Below are 18,560 nucleotides of genomic sequence, written 5' to 3'. Positions count from 1 at the left end.
AGTAGCGATTTGTTGATTTAACCATACACACAAAGATAAAAAATGGTGCCCATGGCACTTACGTTTTCGTTTCATTCCGCCTGCTTCTATAGCTAATTGATTAAGTGTAGCAGGAGACATATAGCGATATAACTCTTCGGCAAATAAAGACAACTCTTGTTTTTGATGCATATTCATAAAAAGCACGTCACCCTTTCTTATTAACATAAGAGAATAGTAACGTGCTTTTAACTTCAAGAATAGTCTAAATCCTTAAGTTGATGGATGTGTGCAACTACCCCATCGCTATCAACCTAATAAAAAAAATACCCCCTAAAATGAAAAAATACGCTATTCTTTCTGTAGACTCATAGGAAAGGATGGCGTTTTTGTATGTCTATTTCTGTATCTGATGAATTACAACTATTTGCTCAAGAAATTCAAAGCTTTTTATCTCCAAATATCTTACGAACTCTTGCTAGAGATGTTGGTTTTGTGCAACGAACCAGTAAGTACCAAGCAAAAGATTTAGTCGCTTTATGTGTATGGATGAACCAAAATGTCGCTACGACGTCTTTAACGCAGTTATCTAGCTGTTTAGAGGCATCAACAGAAGTACTTATCAGTCCTGAAGGACTGAATCAACGATTTAACCAAGCAGCTGTCCAATTTTTAAAACATATACTAGCTGAACTACTAAACCAAAAATTAGCCTCATCTATACCGATTTCTTCTCCCCATACTTCTGTTTTCAAGCGTATTCGTATTTTAGATTCAACTGCATTTCAACTCCCAGATTCCTTTTCATTCGTTTATCCAGGCGCAGGAGGATGCAGCCATACAGCGGGGGTGAAAATTCAGCTTGAATATGATCTGCTAAGTGGACAATTCCTTCATATTCATACAGGTCCAGGTAAACAACATGATCGAACCTATGGTTCCCTGTGTGCCCCAACTGTAACAGCGAATGATTTATGTATCCGAGATTTAGGTTATTTTCATTTGAGAGATCTTCAACATATACAAGATAAAAAGGCTTATTATATCTCACGTATCAAATCGAATACACGTATTTATCAAAAAAATCCTAAACCTGATTATTTTCAAGATGGCAGAATCAAGAAAGGTACAGAGTATATCCAGATAGATATGGAGGTTTTAATGAACTCTCTTCAGCCAGGACAAACATGCGAAATATCCAACGCTTATGTAGGAATGACTGATAAAGTCCCAACTCGTGTGATTGTTCATCGACTAACAAAAGAACAACAAAAAAAACGATTACAAGATCAAACTGTAAGAGAAGAGAAAAAAAGAAAAGAATGAAGTATTCTTCTCGTAGTAAACGACTTAGCGGTATCAATGTATATATGACAAATACCCCTATAGATGTTGTCCCGATGGGACAAGTACATGATTGGTATTCTTTACGTTGGCAAATCGAGATTTTATTTAAAACGTGGAAATCATTCTTCCATATTCATCATTGTAAAAAGATAAAACGAGAACGATTGGAATGCCATTTGTATGGGAACTGATTGCTATTCTACTCTGTTCTTCTACCATGTTTCAAATGCGGCAATTACTTCTTATGAAAAAGAAACGAGAACTGAGTGAATATAAGGCCATATACATGATTAAAGATTACTTTCTTCTTCTTTTCCAAGCTATACAAAAAGACACCCAAGAGCTATCAAAGATTCTAATTCGCCTGTTCAACCTCCTACAGCAAAACGGGCGAAAATCACATCGTTATGAGAAGAAAACAGTCTTTGATATATTAGGTGTCATTTACAATTGTACCATGTCTGATAATCAAGCGGCTTAATTCAAAAAAATGAAACCCGTTAGGGTTTATTTCGTATGAAAATCTTTAAATTCCCTATATGTAGCCTTTAGAAAAGAAGAAATAACCTCTACTATAATTGACGTTGTATGAGCTTAGCTTGATAGCGATGTGCAACTACCCCTATATAAACATTTAAATTATTCTTCACAATCCCCCTACTTCCAATAGCAATATACTCAATACTTTCCAGCACTATATCTCATTACAATAAACGTTACTCCTCTTTTAGTTCGCTTTAAAATTGTAAATTGGCTTAATAATATGTTTGATATCGATTGTTTCTTTTGTATTCTCAACAATTTCATTCATTGGCTTATAAACCATTGGGCTTCATCTAAAGTGCTTTCTGCAACAGATGTAGTCCAAACCGCTGTCATTGTATTTTGAAAATCCTCTAAGTTAAGTACTTCTTTAGCCTTCTTACGGCTCATAATACACTCCGCTCCATGTGGTCCAGAAAAGTTCCAATCTGCATTTCCTTTACCAAATGCAATAATTGAACCGTCTCTCATATTAATTGGAATAATTTGACCTGCTGTAGTTTCTTCGACATTAGTAGTAAACACTTTCGCTTCATTGTATTTTCCTTGTAATTTCAACATCTTTTATTTCTCCTTTCCTTTAGTTTCCACAAAACAGTGATTAATATTTAATTGAATTATTGGAGCTTTAAGTGGTGATACAAATAACTAATACATTTAGATGAAATATAGATTTAAACCATGTAGTAATATACATATCATTATACTTTCCATCACTACATCTCATTTCCTTTTTCCATAAAAAAGAGACACAGAGATTTCTCCCCATGCCTAATTGTAGCTTTAAAATAAAGTTTAATCGAAATAATGACATTAACCTGAATAAACGAACAAAAGAAAAGAGCGTATTTTAAAAAAGATCGATCAAAACATGCTCTTCTTGTGATAATTTGAATGATTCTTTTAGAAAAAAGTGTAATCGTTTTGTACCCCTTATTCAACAGAAGCACTCCGCTTAACAAGATGTTGTTAACAGGTTTTTTTAGTGCTTTTATTTTTCTATTACTCTTAAAAATTAACTACTGAATATTTTTATTGCACTCTAATTGATTTTGAATTCCTGACCTATCAATTTGAATCCAATACTCTGAAATTTTCCCATCTTCTATTCTATACACCGCACTTGCCATTTGAATTATTGGGAGTCCTGTAGGTTGATATCCATCGATTTCTCCTAGGTGTATACCTACTTGTTTCCAACGTACATATACTTTACTTCCTTGTACTAAAAATTCTTGAATTTCTAAAGAAAAATTACCATATACTTCAATCATCTCTCTTACATGTTCAGCATAATCTCTAGGCGTTCTGTAAACTGTTTGTTCTTCTTCAGATACAATTTGATGTGCCAATACTTTTTCTGCCATTAATTGATTTGAATAGTCAGGATTATTCCCTGAACGTACTTCTTCAAAAAATTTTCTAACAATTTGTTCTGGCGTCATTTAAAAACCCCCTTATTAATAAATCCAATACTAATCATATCACAGTTTATTTTAATCTAACTATTAAAGTAAACTGCTCCATGTGTACAATAAAAAAACAAAACCTCTTCTTTATTAAGATATTTCGGTTCATCTTTTTTAGAAAAGTCGAAACTTTATTCAAAACATCGCGTCTTTTTTAAAACATCGTGACTTTATTCCAAATCCACACTAATAATTATCTACTTCTTCACCGCATGAACATAATACACCGTCTCAAAAGCTTCTAAATAATCGTTTCGTCCCTCAAAATATAATTTATTAATGTCCTCTGGTGATAAGTGCTCATAAATGAGTAAACCGGACTTCTCTAACAGTGCTTCCATTTCTCCGTAAGAGAAACACGATTTCATCGGTTCACCGCCTACCGCAGCCATTTTCACCATGTTTTCAACTCGATTGGACAGTCCTTTTTCCGTAAATAAGTTTTCATCAGGATAATCGAAAACGATGGAACTCCCTACCGGAACCAACTCGAATAAATATTCTATTAAACTGGAAAATTCCTCTTTCGTTAAATAATACGTAACACCTAAAAGACTAAAGAAAGTCTTTGTATTTTCAAAGCCTTCATTGCGTAACTGTTCATAGGAAAATCCTTTCGTAAAATCCATTGCAACAAAATGAAGGTTATTTGGAATTTCAAGCTCTGCTTCTTCTCTTCTTAAACTGTTGCGTAGCAGGGTGATCAATTTCAAATATTTCTATTTTATTTTCTAATTCTCGGTGTCTAAAACTGAACGTGTCTAAGCCTGCACCAAGTATGGCGTATTGTTTTGCGCCTAGTGTAATTTCATGTAGTAATACTCTTTCGCAATATGCTGCACGTGCTAAAGGTGTTGGTGATAACTGAACTTGCGTAATCCATTTTAATATTTCTTTTTGATTATCTTGAAACCGCTCTGCAATGTCTTTATTGAAAAAATGTATCCCTTGAACCATATTCATTTCAATATTGTTACGCTCTTTTTGTGAAATTAAATCTTTAGCTACATAATCATCAAAGATTTTAGGATTATCAAATTCACTATGATACGCCCTTCCGAAAGCTGATACTAACGACGTTACACTTGCTTCACCTTGTTTCATGGACATACACTCCTTCATTTTCGCAACAAAAATAGGGTCCCCCTGGCCAGGAGAACCCTATTATACAACTAATTTTACGTTTGGTAAATTATAGCATATTTATATTTTTTTGTCAAGTTATAACCCTTTCTCTTCAACTTTCAAATTATCCATAATCGCAACTGCCCGAATATTCACATCAGGATATTGCTGACGAACTTGGCTTTTCGCATCATCAAAACTAAAAGCTAAAACCTTTTTATAAAATATAACTTTAGCCATTTCGTACTCTACAGAATAAACACTCTTCGTCTCATGCTCCATATTTCCGCACTCCTTATGGCTGGCGCGCCAGTATTTTATCGACCAATCCATAGTTTAGTGCATTTTCAGCGGTCATAGGGATGCGTCTGTCCAAAACCTTCCAGTTGAAACGATTGAATATCGTTTACCAAATGAGGAACAGGGTTGTTCGTGCTGTCATGGTGCTTTGTATGAAAGAATGCATGAACATCTACTTACTCGAACTATCCTTCATGCAGACGAAATAACCTTCCAAGTTTTACGCGAACCTGGGCGGGCCGCAACAACCACGTTCGGTCAGAACAATAATTTTCCCTCTCGTTGAAAAAAGATCCATTGTCCTGCACACTACTCGTTCTTGCAAACGCCATTCTCACAAACTGGATCCGCTTCGACTGAAGTGGGGTTCAGCACAGTTGATGACTGTGATTCGGCCCATGTTTTCTCAAGTGCTTCGAGAAACACATTCGCCGGCTGCGCGCCGGAAACAGCATATTTGCGATCGATGACGTAAAACGGTACGCCACTTACCCCCAAACGAATGCCCTCGAGATGATCCGCCCGCACTTCATCGGTGAACTGATCGCTTGCCAGCATCTCCTCTGTAGCTTTCGGATCAAGCCCTGCTTCGGTGGCAATCGTAATCAACGTTTCATGACGGCCAACATGCTTGCATTCGGTAAAATAAACTTTGAACAACAGCTCGGCTACCTCATTATTTTTGCCATGCTGCGCCGCAAAGTGAAGCAGACGGTGAGCGTCTAACGTATTTGTCAGCTGAAGCGTATCAAATCTAAGGTCCAAGCCCTCTGCTTCAGCCTGTTTGGCAAGCCTCTCGTGTATCTCCTTTGCCGCTTCCCGGCTCATTCCAGATCTGGCGGAAAGCGCATCGTACGCATCATACTCCGTATCTTTCTTCGCGCTTTCATTCAGTTGAAAGCTTTTGTAAACAATTTGTACTTGATCTTTATGGACAAAGTGCTCAAGTCCTGCTTCGATACGACGTTTCCCAATATAACAGAATGGACAAGCAATGTCTGACCACACTTCCACTTTCATTTGAAAACCTCCTTCATACTGCAACCGCGTCTCAACTTGATTGACTATATTGTGCATAGTACAATAAACCCTTAAATAAAGTCAACTTAATTGACTTTATTTAAGGGTTTATTGGGTTCTGGTGCAAATAATTAAAAAAGATATAAAAAGACGTAGATTTTTCGTTTCGCTATATTTTACATTCTCCATTTTTATCACTCGAACATTAGCTCTGCAACTGAATATAGGGCTGTTTTTTCATAGAAAAACCTCCACATGTAGTATGTAAGGAGATTATCTCATGGGTTATTTACAAATTGTAGGTGGGGAAGATTTGACGCTTACCTTTTAAACGATTTATATCGATACATTCCCTGTCATTTCAACAATTTGTTTGTTTTCTAGAAGGAATATTTTAGTTCAGACAGAATATTCCTATTTAATACTCTATAAAAGGAATATTAACGGAGGCCGTCATGAAAAGATTAGTCATCATTACAGTAGGAAAAACACACAGCGGAAAAACTACATTTGCAAAAGCGCTAGAAAAAGAGTTACATAACTCTTTCATTATGGATCAAGATAACCACGCTGAATTTATTAACACGTATTATGAAAAATTGCAGCCAACAAAAGGACCGAATACATTGAAGCACGGTCTTTCAAAGTTCATTGTTGACTATGCAAAAGAGCATACAAATTCACACCTTATTATTTGCAACTCAAATAGAAGCCGAAATGGAAGAATGTATTTGCTAAATGAATTGTTTAAGACCGAAGAATATGTACGTATATTAGTTCATTTTGATATTCCAGATGACGTTCTTTATAAGAGAGTGACTCGTAGTGAACGAAATACAAATATATTTAGAGGTAGATATTCCAATTTTGAAGAAGTACTCGTTCGGCAACAGGCTGAATCTCTACATGAAGATGTAGTGGATCCAATAGAAAATGAGGCAGATTATTTATTTATTATTAACGATAGTGAGAAAGTAAACCCTACTATAAAAGAAATTGTTCATATTGCTGAAGGTCTATCTTCCGTACGTTGATGTCTTTTAGCCCCCTACTCCATAGCTAAAAAAGAAAGTTTAATAGTAGTCATAGATTATTATGAAAATAATTCCTCTGGGCGTCGCAGATGGTATATAATGATATAATAATCTACTTTTATATGCTCAATTTTACACAATAGAGGTCATTCATAGGAAAGAGGTACAAAAATATGAAAACAAAACAAACAATCGCTGCGTCTACACTAGCTTTAGCGATGATTGCGGGATCTACCCCTACTCATGCAGAAGTAAATGATGCTCCTGCTGGGCAAAGTACGGGAGATCGATTAGCTGAAATTAAGCAACATAGACAAGAGTTAGATGCGAAATTGCAGCAACACAAAGAAAATGTGGATCAAACGTTACATGAACTTAACCAAGTTAAGCAAACTGTCGATGAAAAAGCGAATGAACTGCAGCAGCATAAACAAGTTGCTGACGAAAAAATCGGCGAGATTAAACAACATAAACAAGAGTTAGATGCAAAACTTCAGCAAGACAAACAAATTGCCGATGAGAAAATCGCTGAAATTAAAGAGCATAAAAAGCAAGTAGATGAAAAAGTTGCTGAAATTAAAGAGCATAAGCAAACTGTTGATGAAAAGGTTAATGAGATTAAAGAGCATAAACAAACTGTTGATGAAAAGGTTAATGAAATTAAGCAGCATAAAGAGAACATCGATCAGAAGGTTAATGAAATTAAGCAGGTTAAAAAACATGTAGATGAAACATTAGCTGAGTTAAAGAAAGCGAAACAAACTGCAGAGGACAAACTTGCTGAAATTAAAGAAAATAAGCCGAATACCGGGAACACGTTAGAGGAACTTAAGAAAATTAAACAAAATTTAGATAGTCTTTCATCTAACTTAGAACTAGCTAAACAAGATGTGAAAAACAAACTTGCTGAGTTACAAGAAGCTAGACAGGACTTAATAAATAAATTGAACGAAATCAAACAAGCGAAACAAACTGTTTCAGACGATTTAACAAAGAAAAAACAAGACTTAGATATTAAAATAAATGATTTTAAACATACTGAGAAAAAAATTGACGACAAATTAGCTGAGTTACATACAACGAAGCAAAATGTAGACACACAAGTAAACGAATTGTCTAAACAAACGCCAGCTAGTACTGGTACTACGAATGCTCAAACGAAAAACAATGCTAGAGAACTTCCTAACGCTGGTAGTGAGCAATCAAGTAACGTGCCTCTAGGAATGTTATCAATTATAGGTGGACTTTTATTATTAACGCGCAATAAAATTAAAATGTTTTTCTCAAAATAATGCTATTATAACTATCTTAAATTATTAATAAAAAGGACAACAGCGCTTATATGTACTGTTGTCCTTTTTCGTTGTTGCAATTTTATATTAACTGTCCGTCTCTAAGCGTCAATATACGATCACATACATCAAGCATTCTTTCATCATGTGTAATCATAATTGCTGCTTTTTGGCTTTCTTTCACTTCACGTTTCATCATTTCAACAACTTCACGTGCACGTTTTGAATCTAAGCTTGCAGTTGGTTCATCAGCTAATATTAAATCTGGGTTGTTCATGAAAGCACGAGCGATTGCTACCCTTTGTTTTTCCCCACCAGATAGTTGATTTGGATAATGATTTTTTCTTTCTCCTAATCCAAATGCCGCTAATAAATGATCCGCACGTTTTTCAGACTCTTGTTTGCTGTCTTTTTTTAACTTTGCAATGTAAAGTAATTGTTCTTTTACATTTAAATACGGAACAAGATTTGCAAACTGGAAAATGAAGCCGATTTTTTTCAAACGAATATCTGTCATTTCCTTTTCTGATAACTGCGTAATATTTTGCTCACGAATGTAAATATCCCCTTTTGAAGGTGATAGTAATGCACCCGCGATTGATAATAATGTACTTTTCCCTGATCCAGAAGGACCGACGATTCCGATAAACTCTCCAGCTTTCACATCAAGCGACATCGGATGAAGGGCTGTTACTTCAGTATTCCCTTCTCCGTACACTTTACTTACTTTGTCTAATTTTAATAATGAAGTCATTACATCCCGCCTCCAATTGCTTCTAATGCATCAACTTTTAATACTTGATATAACGAAATAAGTGTTCCTAAAATACTAATTACGATAAAGATTACTGCATATTGTGCAATCATCGGTGTTGTTAATAAGAACGGCATACCCGCTGGTAAAATTTGTTCTAATCCTTGTACAAGAACAATACTGATTACCATCGCAACAACTGATAAGAATAATGCCTGCACGACTAAGCTATTTGCTAAATAAGAATTTTTCGTACCAATTGCTTTTAGTACACCTAATTGCTGTGTTTTTTGCAACGTAATTACGTAGAAGAATACACCGATTAGTAACGCAGCGATAACAAGTAAGAACGCAATGATCATCGTTAATGTTCCTTGCTCTTCTTTAAATCCTGGAATACTTTGTAATACTTCTTTTTTGTCGATAACATGTGCATTTTTAATTTCTTTATCTGTATTAAGCGCAATTGCACTATAATCTTTTTGATTTGGTTGAGAGATAGAGCCCCATACGTCTTCATTTACATAAACGACTGGTGTATGGCTAAACATTTGATCTTTCGTAAATCCAACGATTTTAAATTCTTTCTTTGAAACAGGATCAATAATTGTATCCCCAATATCGATTCCTTTTTCTTTAATTGATTCATCAGCAACCATTTCGTTGTTTGCTGTACCTAATTTCTCACCTTTTACAATTTTCGGTTCTAAAAATGAATCACGTTCACTTGAGAAAATAGCAACATCAACTTTTTTCGAACTATCTTTCTTTTCATAAGTTGAAACTTTCACACGAAACGGAACTGCCTCTTTCTCGCCTGCTTGATTTACTACGTTATCTACATCTTCTTTCTTAATTTGTGAACGAAGTAATTTATTTTCCGCATCATCTGCTAATACAAACTTATTTGCCTCCATATTTTGAATCGATGAAGCATTATCATATGATAATCCATTTGCTAATCCTGAAATTACAAGGACTAAAAATGATAATAACACCATAATAAGTCCGATTAATCCATATCTTAATTTTGATTGTTTTAATTCACGCAGAGCTAAAAACATTTCGCTCGCTCCTTCCTCTTACTTTCTATGCACTTATCATAAAAAAGAATTATGAACGGAATATGAACAGAAGATTACAGAGGAAAGATTAAATTTTCAGAAAGTATTGAAAATAATTAAAATCCTTGATACAATTCAGTCAAATAATCTTGACCGAGTAATTTCATTTAAGGAGTTGATCATTTTGAAGCCCATGTTAACACTAACTACTTATAGCCAACTAAAAGCAATAAGCGACCCACTACGTGTCGAAATGATGATACGTCTATGCGAACGTCCTTATACAGGACAACTGCTATCTGAGAAATTCGGCATTTCAAGGGCGAAAATTCATTATCATTTAAAAGAATTAGAGAAGAATGGCCTTATAGAAATCGTATATACAGAAGAAAAGAATGGCATCGTTCAAAAGTTTTATCAATCTGTCGCTAAAGGCTTTACCCCTGCCGCAGAACTATTACCTCATTTAGAAATATTAAGCGAATCAGGTCGCCAAATCTTTTTACAAATGACGGAAAGAACGAAACTTCATATTCTCTCTGCACCTGAAGAAGCTTTTACATTACGAAAAGTAAGTGAAGACCCTGCTGAGTGGAATTATGTTTCATCCATGTGGGAGTTTGAAGCTACTCCAGAACAATTTCAAGTGTGGGTGAAAAAGTTTTATGAATTGATGTACCAATTAGATGAGATAACAAAAGACGCGGATAAAGATCCAAATAGTAAATCTTATTACATTTCTACTACTGCACTACAAATCGACGAGCGAGCAATGCAGCGATTTGTTAAAAAAGAAGAAAAATAAACTCGTCGTTGTTTGTCGTTAAGCCGATATTTCATGTCGAAACGTCGATATAATTTCATTTACAAAAAAATCGTAATACGATTTTTTTTACACCAACGGTCAAATTTATTTTACCGAATAAATTTATTATAAAGGAGTAGATAAAGTGGACGTATTAAAAAACCGGAATTTCCTCTTATTATTTTTAGGGAGAATTTTTACAAACATAGGAGATAGTTTGTATTATGTAGCAGCGATGTGGCTCGTATATAAACTGAGTGGTAATCCTTTTTATTCTGGATTGGCTGGTTTTCTTACGTTATTACCTTCTGCACTTCAATTTCTTACTGGTCCATTCGTTGATAGATGGTCAATAAAATACACCCTCGTAATCACACAAGTCCTGCAATGCATTCTTATTTTAATCATTCCTATTACACACTACTTCGATCTATTAACAGTTCAACTACTACTCATCATTATGCCAATCGTAGCCTTTATCGAACAATTTGCCTATCCCGCACAGTCAAAAGCTTTACCACTTCTACTGAATAAAACACAATTATTAAAAGGAAATTCACTCTTCTCATTTGCGTATCAAGGTATTGATTTAATTTGCACAACTCTTTCAGGAATATTAGTAGCACTACTTGGCGCAATTACTTTATATGTGATTGACTCCTTTACATTCGCGATTACTGCCCTTTTGTTCTTTTCATTAAAAATGCCAAAGCAAACCGAAACAGGCACATCACTTTCCACTAAGCAATATTTCTCTGAATTAAAAGAAGGCTTTTCAATCGTCTTCCGTTCTTTAATGGGCGTTTTCTTAATCGGTTCAGTTGTTGCTAATTTTTCTATCGGTATGACAATGGCAATACTCCCTTCTTTTGCAGACTCTTTAGGGGGCGTAAAACTATACGGTTTCTTTTTAGCCGCTATATCCGCCGGTAGTCTCATTGGAGCATTATTCAGTTCATGGGTTGGTAAACGTAATGTTGGCCGTGTCTCCATTATTAGCTTTGCGGCTGGCGCTCTCTTTTGGTTTCTCTCTACGATCGTACCGTTTCAATGGCTGTCTATTTTCTTATTCGGCCTAGCTTGGATTCCAATTGGTGCCACCAACATATTATTTGCGACAATCAGCCAAATTGCAATTCCAAATCAATATCTTGGACGCATTAACTCAGTCATGCGAAGTATGGGCACAATTGCTATGCCGTTTGGTTCTTTAATTGGTGGATATACTGCAAATGTATTTAGTAGCCAACTCATTTTCGCACTCGCTAGCATCGGGATTTTATTTATTTCTCTCGTATGGCTACTTCATCCGAAATTACGTTCATTGCCGAAAGCTGATGAAATTACAGCGGATACTTTTGGGCTTCGGTTTAAGGAAGAGAGCGGGAAAGGTGCGGCTTTATAACAAAAAATAAGACAATTTCCATTGTGAAATTGTCTTATTTTTCATTTATTTCGGAAGCTCAACCCGAACAGTCGTCCCTTCCCCTTTCGTGCTAAACACTGAAACTGTCCCTTTATGTAGTTCAACGATTTTCTGCACGATAGATAATCCTAAGCCGCTTCCTTCTACGTTTCTTGCCCTAGCTGTGTCTACTTTGTAAAAACGATCAAATATACGATCCATTTCTTCTTTTTCCATACCAATTCCGTTATCTGATATAGAAATGACAATACTGGATTCTAATTCTTCTACAACAAATTCAATTGTCCCACCATCGTTTGAAAACTTAATGCTATTCGTAAAAATATTACTCCATACTTGATGAAGTAAGTTTTCATCACCTTTTATGACGATGTCTGGCACATCAAATTCAACGGCTATATCTTTCTCACGCCATTTCCATTCGAGCATAAAAATGACGTCCTTAATTTGCTTTTGTAAGTGAAACTCTTTAATTTGTAGAACTTTCTCTTCTTTATCTAAAGAAGCTAGCGTAAGTAACTGTTTACATAAACTAGACATTCGCTTACTTTCGCCCTCAATAATTTTTAAATAATGTTTTCTTTCATCTTCGCTCATATTCTCCGACTGTAATGTTTTCGAGAACCCTTGTATCGAAGAAAGCGGCGATTGAAATTCATGAGAAACGTTCGAAACGAACTCTTGTCTCATTTGATCTAATTCTTTAATACTTTTCGTCATCTTTTGAAAATTAGTTGCTAGCGTACCGATTTCATCTTTTCGATTTTCATCTAATTCGATATCATATTCACCACTTGCAATCTTTTTGGTAGCTTTCGTAATTGTTCGAATAGGACGCACAATATACCCTGCTGCAATCGCTATAAAAATAATACTTAATAAAACGATAAAACCAAGTAATACGGCCAAGAAAATTCTCATCTCACCAAATTGCTGCTGAATGTCAGGACGAATAAATAAAGCGTACTGTTTATCGCCGTGTTTTAGCGGCACACCGACGCTATTAATTAATTCATTATCAAAAAATCCTGTAATAAAGAGACGAGTTGGATATGTGGAAACACCATTAAACGTTTCACCTTGCAATACTTTATGAACTGTATCATCACTAATCTTTATCTTACGGAACGCATTGCCGATACGCTTTCCATTCTTTTGGTCATCTACAATATAAATTTCATATCCTAACTTCGCAATAGATTGTAAGTATGCCTCTTTATTTTCTTCACTCTGCTTTTCATATAATGATTTTACTTCCTCAGCATACATTAAAATCTTTTCACTATTATACGGTTTTAACTTCACTTGATAGTACACATTTGTTAATAAAAAACCGATTATACTACTAAGTAGCATAATACCAACCGTCATAAAAACAAATCTAGAATATAATGATTTCATCTTACTTCAACTCCAACTTATAACCGAGTCCGCGCACTGTTGTAATTTGAAAATCATCAGTTCGTTTTGAGAAACGATCTCTTAGTCTCTTCACATGAACGTCAACTGTTCGTTCATCCCCTTCAAAGTCCATTCCCCACACTAACTCAATTAATTCTTCTCTTGAAAATGTTCTTCCAGGATAACTAGCAAGTTGTGATAATAATTCAAATTCCTTTAATGGAAGCAAAATCGTCTGACCGTTACACTTTACTTCAACACCTTTACGATCAATTGTTGTTCCGTGTAGCGTTATTATGTCAGCGCTAAGCATTTGATAACGGCGCAATAAAGCTTTCATACGGAATATCACTTCAGCTGGCTCAAACGGTTTTACAATATAATCGTCCGTACCAGAAATAAATCCTTTTTCTTTATCAACTAACTGATCTTTTGCAGTTAATAAAATAACAGGTATATCATGATACTTCCGAATTTCTTCACATAACGTATAGCCATCAATAAACGGCATCATAATATCCACTATCGCAAGGTGAATATTTTCTTTCTCTAATACGCCTTGAGCTACCTTTCCATCTTCAGCCTCAAAAACTTTAAACCCCTCTTTTTGTAAATGGTAATGTAATAACTCTCTAATATGCTTATCATCATCAGCTAATAAAATATGTATCATCTTCATTAAACCCTCTCTCGTTCATCCTTCTACATCCTTACATTAAGAAACAATTGGATTTTTTGCAAGAAAAAACAAAATGCTATGAAACAGTCGTTTCGTATAAAAGTTAATAAATAAAAAGAATCTATTTTGAAAAAAGATTATTCAAAATAGATTCTCACATTTTAGTATTAAGATTATTTTAACAAAAAACAATTCCTAACTATTATTAAGCCTTAGAAATATCAACAAATCCTTCTCCGAACACATCACGAACATCGTGGATAGCGATGAAAGCAGCCGGATCCGTAGTTTGAACAATCCGCTTTAGCTTCACTACTTCTTGCTTATTAATAACAATATAAAGAATTTCCTTCGGAGTTTTTGTGTAATAGCCATGACCTGAATACACAGTAACCCCTCTGCCCATTAAAGTAGTCACCTTTTGGGCAATTTCATTCGGGTTATCAGAAATAATCGTAATGGCCTTCTTCGGATTCAAACCTTCAATTACAAATTCCATTACTTTCGTTCCTACATATAACATAATAATTGTCAGCATCAGTTTTTCTGCACCAATGATGAAATAAGATGAAAACGCAACGATTAAATCGAAGAACAGTAGACCGTAGCTAATACTCCAGCCTAAGTACTTATGGGTCATCCTCGCTAAGATGGTAGTCCCTGCTGTCGTTCCACCTACACGAATGATTAGACCAATACCACACCCGATAAATATTCCACCGAAAATGGCATTTACGAGCATTTCATCTGAAGCAATCGTCCAGCCTTCTGTCAAATGAAGGAACAGCGAGTTAGTAACTACAGCAATAATCGTATAAATCGTTGTGATCTTATTTAAGAATTTATAACCGACTATTAGCAAAATCGCATTTAAAATTAAGTTGACTAAGCCTGGTGACCATTCAAATAAATAGTAGGTAATAATCGTGATACCCGTTACTCCGCCTTCACCAAACTCGTTCGGAATAACAAACAAATTCACACCTAACGCAAAAAGAAATGCACCAATAATAATAAAAATAATGTCTGTCGTTCTTTTTTTCATACAGTACCTCACTTCTTATGTAAATATTTATTCTGTCATAAACTCTCACCATTATATCGTGGAATATTCAAATCGAACAGTGGTTTGTTTTTATTTTAATATAGGATGATAAATCAACTTTATCCTATATCCACATGTAATTAAAAAAGTAAAACAACTGTATTTATTATGTACTACAAATAAAGTTTTGATTTCACACGCAATTCACGCTTAAAAATGAATATGAACACTCACTCGCACAAACTTCGAATAAAAAACAAATAGGCGAAGCCATAGAATAGACTTCGCATCAAGCATTTGATCACAGAGATTTATATGAAATTTTATACCCGCTTATACCTCGGCATTGATTACTATTTCAGCTTGTAGATTTCTATTACTATCATCACTAATTCCAACTGATATCCTCTTAATTGGCTTCTACATTCTGTCTCCCCACACTTATTAATGTAGATTCGAAATAAAGTTTGATCAAAATGGATTCTTCTCCAGCAGATTTAAGTTTAGTTTTTATAAACATGCTATGTTCTAAAAGAAACTTGCTATTTTTTATATTCATACATTCCAGAAATAAATTTACTTATCTTTCTCCATATATTCTTTAATCTTTCGTTCTTCCCACTCTTTTCCGAATATCCCAAATGGAAAAGTTGTCAAACCGTGTATAACGATACCGATCCCCCAACCTCCAAGTGGATATAAAAACCATAATTTACTTGAATCAGAGCTTACATTTATTAAAAAAAGCATCAGATTAACTAGTATATAGACCGTTAAATGAATGTAAAACGCTTTTAAATTCTCCACCCTTTTTTTAGCTCGTAAATAATTCTCATCTCGCTCCATATATAAACACCTCTTTCATTATTGTATTTTTTAAACTCGCTCCGATTTAAACATCATATTCTAATCGAAAATCCCTTATTCTCAAAAAAAACACAAAACAAAAAATACCCATCAAATTGTCATACACATGATAATTTGATGGGTACTGCATGATACATTTAGTTTTTACATTTATTGTTTGGAGTAAATTGCAAATAACGACTTATACTCGCTTTATTAAGACCAGATCCATACATCCTCATTATTTTCAATGTTGTTCTTTACTTCATGAACTTTTTCAATATGATCCGTTGTGTTGTAGTTAATAGAAATTCCGCCCCAACCTACATACTTCATATCAATTTTTACTTTCTCTCCCGTATTAAATACTTGTCCCTTCGTTAAGTACACTTCAATAATAGCTTTCTTCCCATTTACTGATGGATACTGAACTACAACATATTTAGTAGAACCTGCTACCTCATCTTCCACCGTTGCTACTTTTGACACTTCCCCAATCACATAATCAGGTGAGCCATCTTCTTTCATGTGCATACCTAACTTGTTTGTTGTATTTTCAACTGTAGTCGCAATCATATATTCCGTAAAATTACGCATCATAGATCCAGTAGCTTTTACTTCGTCTCCTACTTTCACATTTGAAAGCGAATCAATATACACGCTAACAGGTTCCTCATATTGCTTAGATTTCACAACAATCACACCATTATTCACTTCTACTACTCGTCCTTCTAACGTAGAGAAATTCGATTCAATAGAAGCAGCACTCGCTTTTGTTATTTCTAATCCTGGTAAATTCGTTCCTGATAATGCTGCAATTCCTAAAGCACCTGCTAAAATTATTTTTTTCATACCCATTATGTAACATCTCCATTCTTGATGATTTTATTTGTTTGATTGGATACGACCAACCTGCAACTATTATAGTTACAGGTTGTGAGAAATAGCAACCATCTTTCTCATGCAATGATGCATACTGTAACTTTTAAATATAAAGTTTGATAAAAAGATTTATTGTATTTTATTCCTATATTCAGCAATAGTGTTAGATTCATAAATAACTGCAGGTGTATTTGTTAATGGTGGCGAAATTAAATGTCATGTACTATGTTCTTCAACTCTACGGTTTGTATAGTCGTAGTTAATTACATTATGTAGGAGCGGAATTAATATGTTAATGAAACCACAAAGATTACAGCCAGGAGATGTTGTCGCAACAGTAAGTGCTTCTTGGGGAGGAGCAGGTGATGCTAATCTAAGATGGCGTTATGAGCAAGGAGTAAAGAGATTAGAAGAGGTATTCGGCCTTAAAGTTGTCCCTATGGCAAATAGTTTAAAAGGTAGCGAATATCTTTATAATAATCCACAAGCTCGTGCGGAGGATTTAATGACAGCCTTTAAAGATACTCGTGTTAAAGCAATTATTACGAATATTGGCGGAGAAGATAGTATCCGTTTACTACCTTATATTGATTTTAATATTATACGCGAAAACCCGAAAATCTTTATGGGTTACTCTGACGATACCGTTTCACATTTGTTTTGTCATAAAGCAGGAATTTCCTCTTTTTACGGTCCAGCTATTTTAACCGATTTTGCCGAAAATGTGGAGATGGATCCATATACGATTGAAACTGTGAATCGAACTCTCTTTTCAAATGAGATTATTGGCGAAATTCAACCAGCTCATGAATGGACGAGTGAGCGTTTAGAATGGATAGAGGTAAATAAGGATCAAAAACGAACAATGCAGCAGAACAATGGATATGAGTTACTTCAAGGCTCTACCACTGTACAAGGGCGTTTAATTGGTGGTTGTATTGAAGTGCTGGAATTTGTAAAAGGAACAGAACTTTGGCCTGAGAAAAAAACTTGGGAGAATAGTATCCTTTTCTTTGAAACATCTGAAGAACATCCAGAACCAAATTACATAAAGTATTGGTTACGAAATTATGCAGCACAAGGCATTCTGCAAAAAACAAAGGGGATTATCTTTGGTAAACCGAAAGACGAAAAATATTATGAAGAATATAAACATGCAATACTTAAGATTATGAAGGAAAATAATTTAGAAGATTTGCCAATTCTTTATAATTTAAATTTCGGCCATACCGAACCGAAGTTTATTTTGCCTTACGGCGCAATGGCAGAAATTGATTGTAATAATGGATCTTTCTGTATTTTAGAAAGTGGAGTGGAATAAATAAATTTATAGGTGCCCATTCAATTTTGCCATCACAGATAAAGAAATTCTCTATTTAGAAATCTCTGTGCATCGAAATGTAACTTTTCCTTCCCAAATTAAAAAGGCCCTATATGATGGTCTTATCCCTGTCAAGTAGACAGTATTAAAAAGACTAAGCAGCCATCGAGACTCGATATTCTATCGGAGCTCGATGGTTGAGTCGTTTTTGGAACCGTTTATAGTTAT

At 34.8% G+C, this 18,560-nt stretch carries 15 protein-coding genes and 5 pseudogenes; 7 read left to right on the top strand and 13 right to left on the bottom strand.

The genetic code is table 11. The features are described 5' to 3' along the window. Positions 1 to 177 (bottom strand): annotated as a pseudogene (locus MR071_RS23970) (IS4 family transposase); the annotation flags it as partial. Positions 178 to 372: 195 nt separating this feature from the next. Here MR071_RS23970 and MR071_RS23965 point away from each other — a divergent pair. After that, positions 373 to 1,807, top strand: a pseudogene (locus tag MR071_RS23965) (IS4 family transposase). Positions 1,808 to 2,053: 246 nt separating this feature from the next. Here MR071_RS23965 and MR071_RS23960 read toward each other — a convergent pair. The 4 genes and pseudogenes from MR071_RS23960 to MR071_RS23945 all read right to left on the bottom strand — a co-directional run. Continuing rightward, positions 2,054 to 2,355, bottom strand: a pseudogene (locus MR071_RS23960) (RtcB family protein); the annotation flags it as partial. A gap of 533 nt (positions 2,356 to 2,888) precedes the next feature. Further along, positions 2,889 to 3,314: an ester cyclase gene (locus MR071_RS23955; protein ID WP_105588119.1), complete on the bottom strand. Its 426-nt coding sequence runs from the start codon at positions 3,312 to 3,314 to the stop codon at positions 2,889 to 2,891. Positions 3,315 to 3,535: 221 nt separating this feature from the next. Further along, positions 3,536 to 4,442: pseudogene (locus MR071_RS23950) on the bottom strand (class I SAM-dependent methyltransferase). Positions 4,443 to 4,559: 117 nt separating this feature from the next. After that, the gene (locus MR071_RS23945; RefSeq protein ID WP_242238154.1) at positions 4,560 to 4,745 is read right to left on the bottom strand and encodes a hypothetical protein; all 186 of its coding nucleotides are present in this window, start codon (positions 4,743 to 4,745) and stop codon (positions 4,560 to 4,562) included. Between the two features lie 70 nt (positions 4,746 to 4,815). Here MR071_RS23945 and MR071_RS25970 point away from each other — a divergent pair. Next, positions 4,816 to 5,013: pseudogene (locus MR071_RS25970) on the top strand (hypothetical protein); the annotation flags it as partial. A 59-nt stretch (positions 5,014 to 5,072) separates the two neighbouring features. Here MR071_RS25970 and MR071_RS23935 read toward each other — a convergent pair. Then, positions 5,073 to 5,783, bottom strand: coding sequence for a DsbA family oxidoreductase (locus MR071_RS23935; protein ID WP_242238153.1), 711 nt, complete (start codon positions 5,781 to 5,783; stop codon positions 5,073 to 5,075). A 455-nt stretch (positions 5,784 to 6,238) separates the two neighbouring features. Here MR071_RS23935 and MR071_RS23930 point away from each other — a divergent pair, with 455 nt between their 5' ends. Next, a complete protein-coding gene (locus tag MR071_RS23930; RefSeq protein WP_242238152.1) occupies positions 6,239 to 6,817 on the top strand; it encodes an AAA family ATPase in 579 nt (192 codons plus the stop codon). Positions 6,818 to 6,990: 173 nt separating this feature from the next. After that, positions 6,991 to 8,109 carry an LPXTG cell wall anchor domain-containing protein gene (locus MR071_RS23925; RefSeq protein ID WP_242238151.1) on the top strand — a complete coding sequence of 373 codons (1,119 nt, stop codon included), beginning with the start codon at positions 6,991 to 6,993 and terminating at the stop codon, positions 8,107 to 8,109. Positions 8,110 to 8,191: 82 nt separating this feature from the next. Here MR071_RS23925 and MR071_RS23920 read toward each other — a convergent pair whose 3' ends face one another. Then, the gene (locus MR071_RS23920; RefSeq protein ID WP_105588114.1) at positions 8,192 to 8,863 is read right to left on the bottom strand and encodes an ABC transporter ATP-binding protein; all 672 of its coding nucleotides are present in this window, start codon (positions 8,861 to 8,863) and stop codon (positions 8,192 to 8,194) included. Next, entirely contained in the window at positions 8,863 to 9,927 is a 1,065-nt protein-coding gene (locus MR071_RS23915) for an ABC transporter permease (RefSeq protein ID WP_105588113.1), read from the bottom strand. The genes MR071_RS23920 and MR071_RS23915 overlap by 1 nt, the downstream gene beginning before the upstream one ends. 184 nt (positions 9,928 to 10,111) lie before the next feature. Here MR071_RS23915 and MR071_RS23910 point away from each other — a divergent pair, with 184 nt between their 5' ends. Together MR071_RS23910 and MR071_RS23905 are read left to right on the top strand one after the other, a co-directional pair. Next, positions 10,112 to 10,732, top strand: a complete 621-nt coding sequence (locus MR071_RS23910; protein ID WP_105588112.1) for an ArsR/SmtB family transcription factor — start codon at positions 10,112 to 10,114, stop codon at positions 10,730 to 10,732. A gap of 145 nt (positions 10,733 to 10,877) precedes the next feature. Continuing rightward, complete coding sequence (locus MR071_RS23905) at positions 10,878 to 12,137, top strand: MFS transporter (protein ID WP_105588111.1); 1,260 nt, start codon at positions 10,878 to 10,880, stop codon at positions 12,135 to 12,137. 45 nt (positions 12,138 to 12,182) lie between these two features. Here the strand turns inward: MR071_RS23905 and MR071_RS23900 are convergent, their stop codons facing one another. The 5 genes from MR071_RS23900 to MR071_RS23880 form a co-directional block, all read right to left on the bottom strand. Next, on the bottom strand, positions 12,183 to 13,559 hold the full coding sequence (locus MR071_RS23900) for a sensor histidine kinase (RefSeq protein ID WP_105588110.1): 1,377 nt from the start codon (positions 13,557 to 13,559) through the stop codon (positions 12,183 to 12,185). 1 nt (position 13,560) lies between these two features. Beyond that, complete coding sequence (locus MR071_RS23895) at positions 13,561 to 14,238, bottom strand: response regulator transcription factor (protein WP_105588109.1); 678 nt, start codon at positions 14,236 to 14,238, stop codon at positions 13,561 to 13,563. Positions 14,239 to 14,443: 205 nt separating this feature from the next. Beyond that, positions 14,444 to 15,283, bottom strand: a complete 840-nt coding sequence (locus MR071_RS23890; RefSeq protein WP_105588108.1) for a YitT family protein — start codon at positions 15,281 to 15,283, stop codon at positions 14,444 to 14,446. A gap of 576 nt (positions 15,284 to 15,859) precedes the next feature. Then, positions 15,860 to 16,129, bottom strand: a complete 270-nt coding sequence (locus tag MR071_RS23885; RefSeq protein ID WP_105588107.1) for a 2TM domain-containing protein — start codon at positions 16,127 to 16,129, stop codon at positions 15,860 to 15,862. A gap of 216 nt (positions 16,130 to 16,345) precedes the next feature. Further along, positions 16,346 to 16,987: a hypothetical protein gene (locus MR071_RS23880; RefSeq protein WP_242238150.1), complete on the bottom strand. Its 642-nt coding sequence runs from the start codon at positions 16,985 to 16,987 to the stop codon at positions 16,346 to 16,348. Between the two features lie 313 nt (positions 16,988 to 17,300). Between MR071_RS23880 and MR071_RS23875 the strand changes: the two genes are divergently transcribed. Continuing rightward, positions 17,301 to 18,332, top strand: coding sequence for a S66 family peptidase (locus MR071_RS23875; protein WP_242238149.1), 1,032 nt, complete (start codon positions 17,301 to 17,303; stop codon positions 18,330 to 18,332). Positions 18,333 to 18,560: the final 228 nt, after the last annotated feature.

This window comes from Bacillus cereus group sp. BfR-BA-01316 (genome assembly GCF_022664195.1).
Classification (GTDB): domain Bacteria; phylum Bacillota; class Bacilli; order Bacillales; family Bacillaceae_G; genus Bacillus_A.
This window is presented reverse-complemented; position numbering and strand designations above follow the sequence as displayed.